Annotated in this window: 14 protein-coding genes; 2 read left to right on the top strand and 12 right to left on the bottom strand. The window is 42.6% G+C overall.

The window, feature by feature from the left end; translation table 11 throughout:
* Positions 1-342: 342 nt before the first annotated feature.
* The 4 genes from H515_RS0104575 to H515_RS0104560 form a co-directional block, all read right to left on the bottom strand.
* Complete coding sequence (locus tag H515_RS0104575) at positions 343-849, bottom strand: DUF3408 domain-containing protein (RefSeq protein WP_025876587.1); 507 nt, start codon at positions 847-849, stop codon at positions 343-345.
* A 146-nt stretch (positions 850-995) separates the two neighbouring features.
* Positions 996-1658 carry a ParA family protein gene (locus tag H515_RS0104570; protein WP_025876589.1) on the bottom strand — a complete coding sequence of 221 codons (663 nt, stop codon included), beginning with the start codon at positions 1656-1658 and terminating at the stop codon, positions 996-998.
* A gap of 67 nt (positions 1659-1725) precedes the next feature.
* Positions 1726-2424, bottom strand: coding sequence for a hypothetical protein (locus H515_RS0104565; protein WP_025876591.1), 699 nt, complete (start codon positions 2422-2424; stop codon positions 1726-1728).
* A gap of 141 nt (positions 2425-2565) precedes the next feature.
* Complete coding sequence (locus H515_RS0104560) at positions 2566-3288, bottom strand: hypothetical protein (RefSeq protein WP_025876593.1); 723 nt, start codon at positions 3286-3288, stop codon at positions 2566-2568.
* A 1560-nt stretch (positions 3289-4848) separates the two neighbouring features.
* On the opposite strand from H515_RS0104560, the gene H515_RS12980 reads away from it, so the two are divergent.
* Entirely contained in the window at positions 4849-5007 is a 159-nt protein-coding gene (locus H515_RS12980; RefSeq protein WP_154653642.1) for a hypothetical protein, read from the top strand.
* Here the strand turns inward: H515_RS12980 and H515_RS14430 are convergent.
* The 3 genes from H515_RS14430 to H515_RS0104545 form a co-directional block, all read right to left on the bottom strand.
* Positions 5004-5387: a hypothetical protein gene (locus H515_RS14430; protein ID WP_154653641.1), complete on the bottom strand. Its 384-nt coding sequence runs from the start codon at positions 5385-5387 to the stop codon at positions 5004-5006. The genes H515_RS12980 and H515_RS14430 overlap by 4 nt on opposite strands.
* Positions 5388-6084: 697 nt before the next feature.
* The gene (locus tag H515_RS0104550; RefSeq protein WP_028901643.1) at positions 6085-6420 is read right to left on the bottom strand and encodes a hypothetical protein; all 336 of its coding nucleotides are present in this window, start codon (positions 6418-6420) and stop codon (positions 6085-6087) included.
* Positions 6421-6749: 329 nt separating this feature from the next.
* The gene (locus tag H515_RS0104545) at positions 6750-7556 is read right to left on the bottom strand and encodes a tyrosine-type recombinase/integrase (RefSeq protein ID WP_025876597.1); all 807 of its coding nucleotides are present in this window, start codon (positions 7554-7556) and stop codon (positions 6750-6752) included.
* 64 nt (positions 7557-7620) lie between these two features.
* Here H515_RS0104545 and H515_RS13940 point away from each other — a divergent pair, with 64 nt between their 5' ends.
* Entirely contained in the window at positions 7621-9030 is a 1410-nt protein-coding gene (locus tag H515_RS13940; protein ID WP_081410118.1) for a restriction endonuclease subunit S, read from the top strand.
* On the opposite strand, the gene H515_RS0104535 is transcribed toward H515_RS13940, so the two are convergent.
* From H515_RS0104535 to hsdR, 5 genes are all read right to left on the bottom strand, one after another.
* Complete coding sequence (locus H515_RS0104535; protein WP_051274661.1) at positions 9010-10890, bottom strand: restriction endonuclease subunit S; 1881 nt, start codon at positions 10888-10890, stop codon at positions 9010-9012. The genes H515_RS13940 and H515_RS0104535 overlap by 21 nt on opposite strands.
* Before the next feature lie 49 nt (positions 10891-10939).
* Entirely contained in the window at positions 10940-11413 is a 474-nt protein-coding gene (locus tag H515_RS0104530) for a Fic family protein (RefSeq protein ID WP_025877605.1), read from the bottom strand.
* A complete protein-coding gene (locus tag H515_RS0104525) occupies positions 11406-12422 on the bottom strand; it encodes a hypothetical protein (protein WP_028901641.1) in 1017 nt (338 codons plus the stop codon). The genes H515_RS0104530 and H515_RS0104525 overlap by 8 nt, the downstream gene beginning before the upstream one ends.
* Positions 12423-12463: 41 nt before the next feature.
* The gene (locus H515_RS0104520) at positions 12464-13975 is read right to left on the bottom strand and encodes a class I SAM-dependent DNA methyltransferase (RefSeq protein ID WP_028901640.1); all 1512 of its coding nucleotides are present in this window, start codon (positions 13973-13975) and stop codon (positions 12464-12466) included.
* Positions 13976-14064: 89 nt separating this feature from the next.
* Positions 14065-16425 (bottom strand): EcoAI/FtnUII family type I restriction enzme subunit R, encoded by a 2361-nt coding sequence (hsdR, locus tag H515_RS0104515; protein WP_028901639.1) that lies wholly within the window; start codon positions 16423-16425, stop codon positions 14065-14067.
* Positions 16426-16441: the final 16 nt, after the last annotated feature.

Raw genomic sequence — 16441 nt, 5'->3', positions numbered from 1 at the left:
TCCGTCGCCGTCTGGTCCAGGTGTTTTTGATGGGCGGCGGACAATCTTTCAGACACGGCAAGTGGCTTTTCTACCGTTGTCTGGTTGCAAAATTAGCACACGCTTGTGCAATATCTGTTCACTAAGAAAAAATTTTTAGTTAAACTTCCCTATTTCTTTTACTTTTCATCGCAATGGTTATCAGCACCAGTACGAATGATCTCAAGGGAATTTCGGTGCAGAAACTTTCCAGCAGAAAGGAGCTGCACCCATCCCAAAAAGCTGCAGCGGACAGGTCAAGGCCATCCGCCGTCATAGCTTTCCCCATGTCTTCCTTCCTTCACAGGCAGGCAGGGGCGCGTCTTACAACAGGCTCTCGCCGAAGATGGCATCCTTGATGTCCTTCTCGTGGTCGAACACGAAGCGGGCAACGATGGAGCTGAGCAGGGCCGTGGATGGCATTTTGATGCTGGAGGCTGACTTCAGGCGGTCGAGAACGCTTTTGAGGTCGGCGTCGATATAGACGGTGGCGAGTTTCGAGTCGCGCATTTTGTAGTCCTTGGCCAGGTCGAGGAAGAGTTGCCAACTGTCCTCTCCGCTGTCCTTGGCTATGGTGTATTCGCGCGCTAACGCCTTTCCCTCGGCTTTCGGCAGTTTCTTGGCTGCCGGTGCGGTGCGGTCTTTCTCATCGTTAGATGCCTCCGTCTTGACGGCTGGCTGCGGTTTCACCGGTTCGGTCGTTTGAGTTTCTACTGCCGGCTTTGGCGTTTCGCCCTTTGCCGGTGTCACTGGGGTTTCCGTTCCCTGCGCTTTGTGTACCAGACTCGCAATTCCGCCTGGCAACACTACACTGGTTTTCTTCTTTACCATAGTCTTATTCTTTTAATATTGTATTCCTTTTCGTTGTTGATTCGGTGTCCACCCTCGGACACCCGTACACCTGTCGGGCCTCGCTGGTGCGCTCCCCCACCCCGTCGCCACACTCTGGCTGACAGACGGCGGAGCTGTCGCAGCGGCTATTTCATCCGTTTGAGCATGAAGTCGAACGCTCCCTTGACCGCCTCACGCTGGGTGGCCAGTAGTTCGTAGGTGTTGATGCGCTTCAGTGTTGCGCGACTGTTCACCATCGGCGTCACTTTTCCGATCTGTTGGAAGATGTCGTTGGTGGCGGTCCACATGCGTTGTTCCTCGGTCGTTCCGATACGTGGGTCGATGCGGTTGGGAACGAAAAACAGTTGGGCATGCATCTCCGGATTGTGTTCCTTGAGTGCGTTGATGACCTGTACGAAAACACCCGTGGAGTCGAGCGTCTTGTCCTCGTACTCGTAAGGGCAGACGATGTAGTCGGCATCTGCAAAGAGTGGCACAAGACCGTCTTCGCTGACGTTACCCGGCGAGTCGAAGAGCACATAGCCCTCCACCTGTGAGGCCGAGTCCATGAGCTGCTGCATCAGTTCGGGCTCACTGACGTCGAAACCCTGAACAATGTAAGGCTCTTCCATGCCCTCATACACTTGGGCATCCTTCTGCCGTTGCATCATGATGGTCTTTTGCAGGTCGGTGTCGATGATACAAACCGGCTTGCGCTTGTAGGCCAGATAATTGGCGAAGAGGATGCACAGCGTGCTCTTCCCCACTCCACCTTTCTGATTGGCAAAAACCACTTTTATATTTTTCATTTTTTATATATTTATATTATTACTTATTTCAATAGAATCATGTCACACTGTCAGTTATAAGCTCACGTTACTCATCGTCTTGCGGATGTCCCATAAGTTCGATGTGTCGGTGACGCTGCTCCAACATGGCATAGAGGCAGAAGAAACCCACCAACACCGACACGAGACTGGCACAGACCAGAAGGGTGAAAATCCAGTCGGGAACGGGCAATACCGCAAGGAAAAAGAAGGCCACGCTGAGCAAAATCACCGCAAACACAGAATAAACGACGTAAAGGACCAGCCGATGCAGTCTTCCTCTGACCGACCGCAGGAGCAGTTGTAGAAAGGTAGTGCCAAACATAGCGATGAAAATCTGAGACGTGACGGAGAGGAAATCGATGACGAACGACCCGCCAGCTGCCCAGTCGGCAAGAACAAAGAGCTTGCCAACAACGATAAAAACGCAGAGTGAGACGACGAGCGACACGACCGACTTCAAATGAAACGACTTGTATGGGTAATCTCCCACCCTCCGCAGCGCACGGCGGAAAAGCAGCAACAGACCCGCCAATGAGAACAGGGCCAGGCTCTCAGAGAGAAGTGACACGAAATCGCTCACCGAAATCTGTTCGGGCGTCAGTACCGCATCGACAACGAACTCGTTCTCATTGAGGAAGGCCAGCAGCAAACCGACAATGCTCATGACAAACAGTGTAAGACTGACATTGGCGAGGGCTTTCTCACTGGGTGTTATGGGTAGGGTTTTTATCTTCGAATAATTCATAATGCTTGATTATTTCTTGATGATTGATAACTGATTGTGCAGTTTTTATATTGCAACTACTTCAGCATCAATATTCTATATATTTATATTCTTATATTTTTATAATAATACATTTATCATCATTTATCTGCTAAACGTCAGCTATTGATAAGGATTGATGTCGGAGTCATCGCCGTTCGTTTCACTCGCATCAGACGACATGGTGAATCGGAGCAGACAGAACGAGCCGAGGGTAAGCCCAAATTGTGCCACCTGCAGCACACTGTTCCAAGTGGAGAGGTCGTTAACGGTCAGCCCGCCCACCTGCGTATATAGATAATAGTAGCCGAATTGGAAAAGATTGTCGAGGACGGGGAACGTAATCAGCGCCCACCCGTAGAAGCGGAGGTTGCCTAAATAATTGCGAATCAGCCCTACCCCAACGAAAACACCGGCCAGATAGATGGCGATGTGGTTGAAAAACGGAAAGGTTGACTTAAAAGTGCCAAAGGAGGTGTGGCGGACGACACCCGTATCGGTGAGCACATCGCCCGACGGAATGGTGGCAATGACCACGCCCAGCAGCACCAACACCATCATGACCACCAACGAAAGCTGCAGGGCAAAGTGGCTTCGACGGTAGAGAGACCGACGAAGGACCTCCCACATCGACAAGGTGCACACACACATGACCACCTCTTTCACCACCGCAACCATGTTCGACATGTCTATGGGTGAAATGGCATCGACAAAAAGCCCATAAACACGGTCGGAGGTGTTGACGAACGAGTCGATGAATCCCAGCAACAAAATCGCCACTCCTATGCCGAACGACCAGTTCAGCACTTCTTGCTGGCGATGGTTGACTAAAAATTGTTTTGTCATATCTATTTATATTTTTCGTTATTTCTACAAATCCGTTTTTATATATTTATATTATTATTCCTTTATATTTAAACATTTAAAACGTTGTACATATTTATTTGTTTATATTTTTATTGTTTATTGAAAAGACACTGACCAAAAGTCATTAAACATTTCTTTATATTTTTATATATTTACATTTATGTTTAGATAAAAATCTATATAGATAATTACCCGAAAACAAAAATACAATAAAATAAAATAATGTGCAAATATTTTAATGTTTTTATGGTTAAATATTTTCCCGTCTTTATATATTTATATATTTACGTGTTTAAATACAAATATATTTGGAGGCGATTTGGCGTGCGATGTATCATTACTTTCAGAATGATTTGGGGTAAATATGTGTTTCGATTTGTAGCAGACTCATAATAACGGCTGCTCTAACGGTTGGTAGCTTGAAAATAGCGACTACTTTTTATACCGTCTATCAACTATCCGAATGTAACGTTCGGCAGATGACATCAGACTGAATGCGATAGGAATAGCTGACAACTACTGGAAGTGAGCTAAACGAAGTAGATAAATTGAATGATTAGGACAATAGGGGCAGACAGGGCTGTAATGATCTAAAGCCCTGAAAGCGAAAGGAAATGATGAACAAATGAACAGTCTATTTTAATATATTTGTATTTTTATATATTTATAGGTTTAAACATTTACACATCATTACTTTGTCGTGTCATAGCTTCGGGGTTTGACTGACGAGCATTCGATAGGCTGAGAAAAGAAAACTGAAAACAGTGGGCGACAAATATGGAATATTTTTTTATTTATTAATATGTCTTGTGTAGTTGTTCATTTTGCGACAAAAATGATTTTTTAAAGCAGCAGTGGATGATTCTCAAAGCTATAAGTTCGACAGAAAATGGCGAAATTTGGTAAAAAGGGAGCGATGGTTATACCAATGAGCGACAAAAAGGGAAGAAATTCCGCTAAAAGCTAAGCTACGACAAATAGGGAATGTATTTTAGAGCGGTCTTTTTTAAGGTTTAACTTACTGTGTATCAGTTATATTAAGGTAGGTGTTAAAGGTGAACGGCGACAAAAAAGTGAAATGTTTTGATAATTATTCAATTTTTTGTTGAACAAAAATGGTTTAAAGCTTTATCATTCAGAGGAATGAAATGTAAAATATTTGAGAAAAACAAGGGCAACAATTTCCTAATTTGTCGCCGTTAATATACCTTTTATAATGTCATAGCTATGCTATTACAAGCCAAAAGTTATGGTTTTGGCGACAAAAAGGTAAGGTTTTACAAAACAGGCACAAAACAATGGTGCGACAAATTAGTAAGATTATATAAATAGGAGAAGATTGGCGAAGTGCGACGGATGGGGAATAAAAACTCTATAGTTAATGATTTGGGAAAAAAGGTAGAAAAAAGAAGCAGAACAGGATAAAACAGTAAAGTTAAATGGGCTGGTGATGGGAGGTTGAAAAGGCAACGAGGAGAAGTTGAAGGGGTAGGGGATGAGAGGAATTTAGAATGTGATAAAGTTTCTAATAGGTTGATAATGAGAGCCGATAAGGGGCAAAGAGGTGGTATAAAAGGACTGTGTAGGAATGACTTTGATGAGCCAGATTGTACAAGAACAAAAGAAAAAGAGGGTAGGGGGATAGCTGACGAAATGGGGAAACCGATCAAGCGTTGGCTGAATGAGAGCGAAGGTTAGAAGAACTTCACGCACGATGACGTACAGAGGTTCGTATTGACGACGGGATCAACTGTAATGACAAGGAAGAATTGCCCGAAGTAACAACAAAGCAAGAGTATTGAGGAAGAAGAATTACCCGAAGGGACGAGGAAAAAGGAGCGAAGGGACAGGGAATAATTGGTTGTTGGGACGGGGTGGAGTAGGGGAACGGGGCTGTTAGGCAAATGATGCATGGACAGTGGATGGGCGAGGGGTAGCGGTGGCAGCTGTGGTGAAATGTGACAGTTCGGTGAACGACAAAAGAACGACAAAGCATTGGAAACCAAATGGATAGAAAAGGAATAGTAAAGGGTGGCGACAAAAAGGGAGGTTCGCCGGAAAAGACTTAGTAAAATCATCAGCACGGAAAATCAAAAAAATAGACTTTATTATAAAAAGCAAAACTCTCTTTCGATTAGAAGTCATTAATATATCTTTATAAGATATTAGTTAAGATGCGACAAAGTATTGAAAAACAGAAAGATACACGATTTATCGGCGACAATTTAGTAAGTTAGCGCCGACAGTTTAGGAAGTCAGCACTGACAGAATAGTAAGGTAGGTGCGACAATTTAGTAGGTGGTCAATGGGCTGTTGCGACACATTGGGAGAGTAGCGCCGACGCTAAGGGAAGATGTTTGCTCGGCAAGTAAATAATCACGACAAAAGGATGTCATTCTCATCGTTTTGCCTCTTTAGTTGTATAAACTGACATTGATTTTTCGTTGATTATTCTTCGTTTTGCCCGTTGACAGTTTACAAATGTTGTTTTATAATCAACTAAAAATCAGTCGTTTGTCGAAGACATAGCGTTGTGGGCGACAAATGGGGAGATAATTTGAGAATGTGAATATCGTTGAAGACCGACAAAATAGTAAGTTGCTGAAAAATCATTACAAAATGTTCCGCATTATTTCTGCCGTCTATTGCCTTTCGCCAGACAATCCCTTGCTTTTGTGATGGTTGAAGTTTTCGTTTGCCAGCTTCATCAGCCGCTATCGGTCGATATTGGTATGTCATCAGGCGGCTGAAGTCGGGGCTATCGCTTTTTTTCGGTCACGTTTCGCCCGCCCGTTGCTTGTGGATGGGCGACTGCCGTCTTGCCTTTTTCCATTTGTTTGCGGCTTCCTTTGCTGTCTTTCCCACGATTGTGGCACTTCGCCTTAGAACGAGCGACAGGCGAGGGATAAATGAGTTTCGGCGGACGATGTGGCGCCACGCTCCGTTGGTGTGGCTATTGCATACGTTTAGTGGCCCAACGAGAACCGTCGAGCCACTATGGATGGTGTTGGAAGAGAGGAGCGGAGCGCTGGGACAGTCGTTTTGCGCTATTTTTGTCCGTCTATGGCGCATCAGACAATGCCAAACCGTCGATTTTTCTTTCCCCGTCATGTCGTTTTGGTTGGTTGGATGAATGTGAAAATGCAAATGTTTGTTTGGTTGAAAATATTTAAATATAAATATATAAACAAATAAACAGGTTGACTTTTCTCGGTTGTGAACGTTGAATGCGATGTGATATTTAAAAATATAAATATATAAATTAGTTTTTCAACCAATGTATTTCAGCATCGTTCATCCAGAAATTTCTTCACTGTCGTATAGACTTGCTGTCGTATATCGATATATGTATGTCATATGATAAAATGTTTTACAAGGATAGAGTAGAAAGAAACCTGCATCTCTTTCTACTCTTTTTCCTATGAACCTTTATTGGCATTTTACCAAGTGATAACCTTATCTACGATTTCTTGTTGTTCCATGCTGCTTCTTCGCAGATAAATACGTGTCGTTTCAATGCTTTCATGCCCCATGAGGTCAGCAAGCAAGGCTATGTCGTTGAACTTCTCCAAGAAATTCTTGGCATAACGATGGCGGAACGAGTGAGGGTACACCACTTTTTCGTTCAAGCCATACTTCACGGCATGATTTTTCAATTGTTGTGATATGCCTCTTGTAGTGATACGCTCGCCAAAGCGATTGAGAAAGAGATAGCCACTTGTGCGATTGACTGTTTGCAACCACTTTTCTGTTTCCACGCGCAGCGTCTTGGGGATGTAGATACGCCGTATCTTGCCACCCTTGGTGTAGATGTCGTAATAGCCTACTTGCACGTGCTCAACCTTGATTTGCACAAGTTCGCTCACTCTGGCACCAGTCGCAGCCAAGAATCGCACCACAAAGTACCACTCCAAGTTGTCTTCCTTTTTCAACTTGTTCTTCAAGAAGGTGTAGTCGGCATTGCTGATGACATTCTCCAAATAAGAACGTTGCTGCACCTTGACCGATTTCAAGCGGAACTTCGCCTTGCCCACGAACACAAGATACTTGTTCATCGCCTGGATACGCAGGTTCACTGTCTTTGGTTTGTAAGTCTCAATCAAGTAGGTCTTGTAAACCAACAAGTTTCTCTTGTTCAACTCTTTGTGTCGAGAGCCAAACTCCTTCACGGCATACAGATATGCCGAAATCGTGTTCTTAGCCATATTGCCTTGGCTTAGGAACTCTTCAAATTTGTCTAATTCCATTTCTATTTGTTTATTTATTAGTGAAACATAAGTTGTCCTAAAAAATAAGCATATTTTGTGTTCTATGAGTTCCTATTATGAGAAGATACTCGCCACGGGCGAGGTAAAGTGCATTGACGAGGAGATTCCGTTTGAGATACCAAAGGGATGGGAATGGACTCGTATAGGCAACATTTTTAACCATGCAAGTGGAAAACAACAGAGCAGTAGCAACAAAGGCGGTGGAACTCCACAAAAGTTCATAACGACCTCTAATCTATATTGGGGATACTTTTTCCTTGACAATGTAAAAATTATGAATTTCACTGACGAAGAAATCAAGACTTGCTCGGCTACGAAAGGAGATTTGCTCGTTTGTGAAGGTGGTGCTGGTTATGGACGTTCTGCAATATGGAACGAAGCCTATGACATTTGTCTTCAAAATCATGTTCACAGACTGCGTCCGTGTATTAGCGGTATATGTGAGTATGTCTATCATTTCATTTACTTGTTAAAAGAAAGTAACAATTTGGCGTCAGTAGGGACTGCTATGCCTGGACTTTCAGCAAGTCGTTTGAAAGGTTTGCTGTTGCCATTTCCACCCCTGTTAGAACAAAAAAGAATCGTAGCAGAATTAGAAGAACTATTGCCATGGATAGATAAATATAGTCGAGTTCAGAGCTATCTGGATGAGTTGAACACCACAATAAAAAACAGTCTTAAAAAGAGTATTTTGCAAGAAGCAATACAGGGAAAACTCGTTCCACAGATTGATAGCGAGGGCACAGCCCAAGAATTGCTTCAACAAATAAAAGCGGAGAAGCAGATACTTGTAAAAGAGAACAAGCTAAAGAAGTCTGCCCTCAATGATTCTGTCATCTTCCGTGGTGACGATAACAAGTATTATGAGCAGGTAGCTGACTGCCCTATTTGCATTGACGAGTTTTTGCCGTTCCAAATACCTGAAACATGGGTTTGGTGCAAGATAAAGGATCTGTTGGACATTCAAACAGGTGCATCTTTCAAAAAAGAACAAGCAAATGCAAATAAAAAAGGCATTAGAATATTGCGTGGTGGAAATATTCTGCCTAATAAGTATATATTCAAAGATGATGATGTATTTGTCGCAAAGGAGTTTGTGAATGAGAATACACTTCTCAAAAGAAATTACATCATTACTCCAGCTGTTACAAGTTTGGAGAATATAGGCAAGATGACAGTTGTGGAAAAGGATTACAATGATGTTAGTGCTGGCGGTTTCGTGTTTATCATAAGACCATATTTACAGGAATTTACACATTCTTTGTTGATTGCTTTTTTCCTTCAAAGTCCGTTTCTAATAGAGATGATGCGAGGAATAACGAAGAAATCCGGTGCTGCATTTTACAACCTTGGCAAAGAAAGATTAAAAGAGTTGTATATTCCTCTGCCGCCATTTAAAGAGCAGCAACGCATTATTCAAAAGATAGAGCAATTAATGCAGTTGCTCAAATAGTTTTTCTATTTGAGCAACAATGCGTTGTTGCTCTTTTAATGGGGGTAGAGGTATAAGAATGTTATCTAAGGCTTTAGAAGAAAGCCCTTGTATTCCAATACCTTTACCACCTATTCGTCTTGTTGCTTTATAGAAATAAAATACCCAAAAGAAGAACTTTGTACAAAGTTGCTTGTAAGCACGAAGTTTGTGTATATGATTTTGGATTCTTATATCATACGGATAGTTCCATATTGCGGCACGCCCAATGTCTCCACCTTCACAGACAAGTAAATCTCCAAATGTAGCTGTGCATTTTTCTATTTCTTCATCTGTAAAACGCATCTGCTTAAGATTGTCGAGTTCAAATCTATTCCAATATAGATTTGAAGTGGTAATGTAAGTCATTAATGACCCTTTTAGATTTGAAGCATTTAATGCTTTCCCTGTGCAATGTGAGAACAGTGTTCCCAAACAACACCATTCCCATGTGCCAGGAATATCAAATGGTATTTCATCATCAATACATATTTTCTCTTTTTTATTAATGGTATAATACTTGTTATCGTCACCGCGGAAGATAACAGAGTCGTTGAGAGCTGACTTCTTTAGCTTGCCCTCTTTTACAAGTTTCTGCGTCTCCACTTTTATTTGTTGAAGCAATTCTTGGGCTGTCCCTTCGCTATCAATCTGCGGAACGAGCTTTCCTTGAATAGCATCCTGAAGAATACTCTTTTGGAGAACATCTTTTAAAATAATATTCATATTATCTAATTTCTCTTGTGCTATATTATATCTCTCGATTTGAGGTAATAGCTCTGCTATTTTTTGAACAATTCTCTTTTGTTCTTGCAATGGTGGTAATGGAATAAAATACTTCTGTAAGCGAACCATTGTTAATGTTGCAACTGTCGTTCCTTGCGATTCTTGTCTGTATTGTCCCTTAAAGAAAGGTGATTCTATCACCATTTTTAGATACTCTGCGTAAAGTCCATACTTGTTAGCCAAGCAAAGTACACTTCCATCTTTATAATAAAACCTATCGCTTTCTTTGACGATATACACTTTACCTAAAGTCCCCACAGCTGTAATCATAAGGTCATTTGGCAAAGGAACTCCACTAGAGGAAAAGTCTTCATACAAAGAGTGGTCTATGTATAGTTCATTATCCACAAAGCCATAATCAGCTAATTTGCCAATTTCTCTCGCTCGATAGAATGGTATTCCCGCTTGTCTCCAGTCTTTTGCATGAACTCTACGAGCAGAACCTGTATTAAGGATTGCTTCCAAACGTACCCATTCCCACCCCTTTGGAATCTCAAACGGCACTTCATCATCAATGCACTTTACCTCGCCCGTGGCGAGTATCTTCTCATAATAGGAATTGTCGTCACCACGGTAGATAATGGATGCGTTCTTGTCACGCTTGATTTTCTTCTCTTTGATCAAGCGTTCTTTCTCTTTGCGAATCCTTTTAAGCAATACGCTTGCTGGCTCAAAGTTTTCAGGTTTATCAACAACCTCCTTTTTGAACCATTCTCTGCCGGCACCAGACTTTAAGTATTTTTCCCTTTGCAATGCGGCTTCTTTAGAATAATGCATTTCCCAATAATATAATTGTTTGGGCTTATGCGTTTTTGTGTAATCTGCACCAGTTCCATTGCAATGTTGTTGGTAGCGTCTCAGAAGATTATCCGTTAATCCTTTATAAAAACTGCCATCTTCACACTCAATTACATATGTAAACCAACACTCCTTACCTTTATCTCTTGGTTCAGGGTTCGTCATTAGAGTCTTGCCTGCTTGTCGGCAGACAGGCGGTACAAGTTTTCCCTGTATCGCCCATTGTAATATGCTATTCTTTAATTGTTTTCCGTTCATTGTTCTTTGCTTTGCGAATAGGGTAACCGGTGGTTAGCCAATTCATAAATTATTCATAGTCTTCACCTCTGACACCTAACTCCCCTTTGCTCATCGCATTGGCAATGTCTATCTTTAATTCCTCATCGTAATCCTCACCATTCATGAAACAAGTCATTATGCGGAGAAGCAAGTTTTGGTCGATGTAGGATGCAGCAACATGATAAACGATTGACTCCATCTGACGCATAAACGTTGTCGCTTGCCAAAAGTAGGAGTTTTTGTATAGAAAATATGCTCCAAGTGTCAAGGCAATACGTTTGTTACCGTCATTAAAATAATGACCAGAACAGAACTTGAATACCAAATAACAGAGTTTATCGGCAAAGTCGGGATAATACATATCATTCTGCACGAAATCGAGAGAGGCAAGAATGCCGCCCTCGTCTCTCACCCCAACTAAGCCACCATCACTGGCATCTATCATTTTCGCATAGATACTTAATGACTCTTCGTAACTTATATATTTCACTTCCTTATTCATTGTCTGCTTGCTTCAATCGTTTCAATACATCCTTGTTCTCTGCAAGGATATTGTCAAAATCAATTGATTTTTCACCGATAAAACGCTCATACTCCTCTGGCGTTACTGCTTTCAAGTATTCAGCAATATTTCCATGATAAGCGTCACGGAAGCAGAAATCGCGAGAGGACATTTTTGTACGAGCATCATTGAGATATGGTTTCTGAATAGGATTCTCTGAAAGCTCGTTTACAATGCGCTCCACTTCAGCCATAGATAGCCTCATGCCTCCATTCTCTTTGAATCTTTGTTGAATTGCTGCACCTACACCATTTTCAAATGATGAGATAACAAGCAACACCTCTGCATAAAGTGTGTGTCGAACATTGTCTTTGGAGTCAAGGCTAAGAACTCTACGATACTCTTTCGCATTTTCTTTAAACACAGCTTTGTATATATAGTCGGTTACTTGGGAATACTTGTAGGTATTGTGTCCTGCTACACACTGGTTCATAGCCGAAGTAAGATTCTTACGGTAGTTTTCTTCTGTAATGGCGGCTGGTATGTAGTTCACATCCCGTCGATTGATATACTTTGTTCCACCGCCTGTCTTTGCATTGATTGTTGCTATTACTATGTCCAAGATGGCACTGCGCAAAGCCTTTGCCTTTTCACTCTCAGCCAACAGCATTCCGATATTAAGGAACGAGCGAAAATTGAACAGACCCAGTTGCGTAGTCTTGCTCCCGACATTTATGACGGGAGCAAACTGTAACTTTAAGTTTTTCAGCCGTTTCCCCTTACATAAAAAGTATCCATTGGCAGATAATTCTGAACTATAATTTTCGATATATCGTTCTATTGTTCGTTCTTCAACTTCATAGAAATCTGCTACCATTTTCTTTGTGAAACGATATTCGCCATCGAACATCATTCCTGTAATGTCCAATGTATTTTGTATGTGTTCAATCGCAAAACTGTTGTTCAATACATTTTGGCGTTCTATACTTGATATTGTCAAATCTTTCATCTCTATAATTTATTTTGAATTTGTGAGACGTGTCTCACATTTTATAGTTCCTCCACATTCACATCAATCCCCAAGATACGCTGTATCTCTGCCAAGGTCTTGTCTATTTCATGGTCGAGAGCCTTGCGCTTCTTGAAATAATTGGCAAGCAATTCGGCTGGAGGCAAGATTTCTTCATCCTCTTTCGGGAACTTACATAAGTCGAAGTTACAATCAGAATCTATCAACTCCTGTACAGGATAGCAGCGTGCCTTCTCGTCACCGTCGGCAATAATCATCTCCTTGCGGTCGTTCCACCATTCACGAATAGGATCGCAATGCTCCGACTTCATGGATTTTGTCTTGGAGAAATGCTTATAACCTTCTGGCATGTCGAGACGATAGAACCAAGTGCCTTTTGTGGAGAAACCTTCGGGCGCACCGTCTGCGCAGGTGTTGTCGAAGAACAGTATGTTTGTGGCAATAGAAGTATAAGGAGCGAAGATGCTGCCTGGCAAACGGATGATGGTGTGCAGGTTGAAATCTCGAAGCAACTTTGTCTTGATGGCAATCTTTGTGTTGTCAGCACCAAAGAGGAAACCGTCTGGCACAATGACCGCCGCACGCCCATTCTTCTTCAGTCGGTACATGATGAGTACCATAAACAAGTCGGCAGTCTCGCTGCTGCGCATGTCGGAGGGGAAGTGTGACTTGACATCAGACTTCTCGTTTCCACCGTATGGTGGGTTCATCAACACAACATCAAACTTGTCTTCGTCTGTATAGTTGAGTACATCTTTTGTAAGCGAGTTGTCGTGAAACACCAATGGTGTGTCGATACCATGCAGCAACAGGTTTGTCACGCACAGCATATATGGGAATTGTTTTTTCTCGATACCAAATACAGATTGATTGTACTCCTTACGGTCTTCCGCTGTCTTTACCTTTTTATCCAGTTCGCCCAGCCAACTCGTAATAAATCCACCTGTACCACAGGCGAAGTCTGCCATCTTTTCGCCAATCTGCGGATTGATGATTTCTGCCATAAACTCGGTTAAGGCTCTGGGAGTGTAGAACTCACCAGACGAACCAGCCGACTGCATTTCTTTCAAGATGGTTTCGTATATCTCACCGAAAGCGTGGCTCTCTTCATAGTCGCCAAGGTTTAATCCGTCAATCACATTGAGCACTTGGCGGAGCTGAACGCCATCCTTCATATACTGGTTGGCATCCTCAAAAGTAGTCTTGACAATCGCTTGACGAATTGGGGTGTCCGGCGTTATCTCTATTCTTTTTAGTTCGACAAACAAGGTGTTGTTGACAAACGATAGTAAATCATCACCTGTCAAGGTATTGCCGCTACCATCGTCATGCGCCCAGTTGCGCCAACGGCATTCCTCGGGAATGATAGACTTGTAATCGTCATCGTCCAATTCCCAGTCGTTCTCTTTCTCGTCATAGACTTTCAAAAACAGCATCCATGCCATTTGCTCTATACGCTGCGCATCACCGTTGATACCAGCGTCATTGCGCATGATATTGCGAACTCGTTTTACGAAATTTGATAAACTCATCTGTTGTTTCTCTTTGTGCGTCTTTTCTTGCCACGACATCGCCCAAGCGAGCTTGGCTCTGTTCGTTTGACTTATCGAAAAGATTCTATTTATGCTATATTATATATGTGTTGTTCCAGTTCCTTCACGGCATCAAGATAGCCTTGCTTGCCACCGAAGAATTTCACGATGTTTGCCTTGGAGCCCAATTTGCGGAAAGGGTCATTCTCAAGCACGGTAAGACTTTCCAATTCCGAAATACCTTCTTTGATATACTTATCCAATAAGGCTTCAAGCACACCTCGTGCCTGTTCGCCATACTTGCTGAAGATGTCTCGCTTCTTCACCTGCTCGGCACGCTCGTGCCGTGTAAGTGTTTTCTTGCCGTAGGCTATATGGCAGATGAAATCGAAATCATCCACATCATCCATATTTTCCGCATGCTTCAACGCCGCAAGGTCAATACCACTTTCTTTGAGCATTTCAGCAATGTCAGACTTTTTCTTGGTTTCTTGCCACTTCGTCGTGAACGTGTCAATGGTAGCGTATGTGTCAATGATACTTTTCTTGGTATAGTCTGTAATGCTCTCCGTACGAAGCAGCTTGCCGTCTGTATCATAGACAGAAACAACCTTGTTGATAATCATCACTTGGCAACCATCCTTGGCAACTATTGGCTTCGGTTGTGGTGCTGGGTCTGGTTCTTTCACGCCTGTAGGCTCATCCTCCTTTGGAGGTAGATACGGCGTAGGTTCTTTTTCTTTGGGCGGATAGTTGGGGTCTATCTCTATCGGTCCGTCCCAATCTGGGTCTGCGAACAATCGGGTCACGTTGCGGAAGTCCATTACAGTGAAGTAAGTCTTTCCTTCTTTCTCACGAAGACGGGTGCCACGACCGATAATCTGCTTGAACTCTGTCATAGAGCCGATTTGTTGGTCCAGGACAATGAGCTTTGTCATCTTGCAGTCAACTCCTGTTGAAAGCAACTTACTGGTTGTCGCTATGACAGGATATTTCTCCGCAACGGAGATAAAGTAGTCCAACTTGCTTTTTCCGTATTCGTCACTACCAGTTATACGCACCACATAATCGGGATTCTTCTTGCACATGTCAGCGTTGGCATTCGTCAAAGCCATGCGCATACGTTCCGCATGTGTCTCGTCCGCACAGAACACGATGGTCTTTGCCATGCGGTCTGTACTTTTCAGATAGTTAGTTATCTCCTGCGCCACTTCCCTTGTGCGGTCTTCTATGACAATGTTGTAATCATAGTCACTATTGTTATAAATGCGGTCTTCTATCTCGTTGCCGTATATGTCCTTTTGTCCTTTTGTGGGTCTCCACTCATCGCCAATGTTGGTTGTTATGTTGATTACCTTGAACGGAGCAAGGAAGCCATCCTCTATTCCATTTTTAAGACTGTAAGTATAGACAGGCTCGCCAAAGTAGCCAATACTTGACTGATATTTCGTTTCTTTCGGGGTGGCAGTCATGCCAATATGAGTAGCCGAAGAGAAGTAATCCAAAATGTTTCGCCAGTTGCTGTCATCCTTCGCGCTTCCTCTATGACACTCGTCAACGATAACGAGGTCAAAGTAATCGGGGTTTGGAAACAACTCTTGGTAATTCTTGGCATCGTTCTGCCCAATTAACTGTTGATAGAGTGCAAAAAACACTTGATACGAACTTAATTCCTCCAAGTGGTTCTTGTCTTTTGAGTAGTCTATCTTGTGGGTTACCTTTTTCAGTGGGTTAAAGTCCTGCTGTATGGATTGGTCTACCAATATGTTGCGGTCGGCAAGATACAACACTTTCTTCTTCAAACCACTTTTAAGTAAACGCCATACAATCTGAAATGCAGTATATGTCTTGCCAGTGCCGGTTGCCATGACAAGGAGCACACGGTTTTGCCCTTTGGCAATGGCGCCAACTGTGCGGTTTACTGCATTGCGCTGATAATATCGTGGCGGAAAGATGTTCTGACCTGTACAGAAAGGCTGCTCAATGACAGACAACTCTTGCTCTTTAAGTCCGTTTCCATCGTTAGCTTCATTTTTATATCTTTCGATAAGTTCTTCTTTTGTTGGAAACTCGTCCATAGCAAAAGTGCGTTCCTTGCCTGTCAAGAAGTCATGTTCGGCAAAGCCTTCACCATTTGAGCTGTATGCAAACTTCACATCAAGCATCTGGGCATAGATATTGGCTTGTTGCAATCCATGAGAAACAGAGTGATTGGCATCCTTCGCTTCTACAATGGCAATGGGCGTTGCCTTGTTCGCATAAAGCACATAGTCGGCAAACTTCGGTCTCTCTCTATGCACAAGATTACCATGAAGGCTAATTTTACCATCTGTAAATTTAACCTTCTGTTCCATGAATATACTATCCTTCGACCATCCCTTGCTTGTGATGGCTTCATTGATATAGCGGAACTTGACATCCTCTTCTGTTAAATCTTTGCTTAAGCCCATCTTCTTGTAAATTTTA

The organism is Prevotella corporis DSM 18810 = JCM 8529 (assembly GCF_000430525.1).
Lineage (GTDB): Bacteria > Bacteroidota > Bacteroidia > Bacteroidales > Bacteroidaceae > Prevotella > Prevotella corporis.
The sequence above is the reverse complement of the archived record's forward strand: the minus strand, read 5'-3'. Positions and strand labels throughout refer to the sequence as shown.

What these genes read in the sequence shown, in the direction of transcription:
- H515_RS0104575 (WP_025876587.1), bottom strand. Translation starts at nt 849, where the DNA reads ATGGTAAAGAAGAAAACCAGTGTAGTGTTGCCAGGCGGAATTGCGAGT.
- H515_RS0104570 (WP_025876589.1), bottom strand. Translation starts at nt 1,658, where the DNA reads ATGAAAAATATAAAAGTGGTTTTTGCCAATCAGAAAGGTGGAGTGGGG.
- H515_RS0104565 (WP_025876591.1), bottom strand. Translation starts at nt 2,424, where the DNA reads ATGAATTATTCGAAGATAAAAACCCTACCCATAACACCCAGTGAGAAA.
- H515_RS0104560 (WP_025876593.1), bottom strand. Translation starts at nt 3,288, where the DNA reads ATGACAAAACAATTTTTAGTCAACCATCGCCAGCAAGAAGTGCTGAAC.
- H515_RS12980 (WP_154653642.1), top strand. Translation starts at nt 4,849, where the DNA reads ATGAGAGCCGATAAGGGGCAAAGAGGTGGTATAAAAGGACTGTGTAGG.
- H515_RS14430 (WP_154653641.1), bottom strand. Translation starts at nt 5,387, where the DNA reads ATGATTTTACTAAGTCTTTTCCGGCGAACCTCCCTTTTTGTCGCCACC.
- H515_RS0104550 (WP_028901643.1), bottom strand. Translation starts at nt 6,420, where the DNA reads ATGACGGGGAAAGAAAAATCGACGGTTTGGCATTGTCTGATGCGCCAT.
- H515_RS0104545 (WP_025876597.1), bottom strand. Translation starts at nt 7,556, where the DNA reads ATGGAATTAGACAAATTTGAAGAGTTCCTAAGCCAAGGCAATATGGCT.
- H515_RS13940 (WP_081410118.1), top strand. Translation starts at nt 7,621, where the DNA reads ATGAGTTCCTATTATGAGAAGATACTCGCCACGGGCGAGGTAAAGTGC.
- H515_RS0104535 (WP_051274661.1), bottom strand. Translation starts at nt 10,890, where the DNA reads ATGAACGGAAAACAATTAAAGAATAGCATATTACAATGGGCGATACAG.
- H515_RS0104530 (WP_025877605.1), bottom strand. Translation starts at nt 11,413, where the DNA reads ATGAATAAGGAAGTGAAATATATAAGTTACGAAGAGTCATTAAGTATC.
- H515_RS0104525 (WP_028901641.1), bottom strand. Translation starts at nt 12,422, where the DNA reads ATGAAAGATTTGACAATATCAAGTATAGAACGCCAAAATGTATTGAAC.
- H515_RS0104520 (WP_028901640.1), bottom strand. Translation starts at nt 13,975, where the DNA reads ATGAGTTTATCAAATTTCGTAAAACGAGTTCGCAATATCATGCGCAAT.
- hsdR (WP_028901639.1), bottom strand. Translation starts at nt 16,425, where the DNA reads ATGGGCTTAAGCAAAGATTTAACAGAAGAGGATGTCAAGTTCCGCTAT.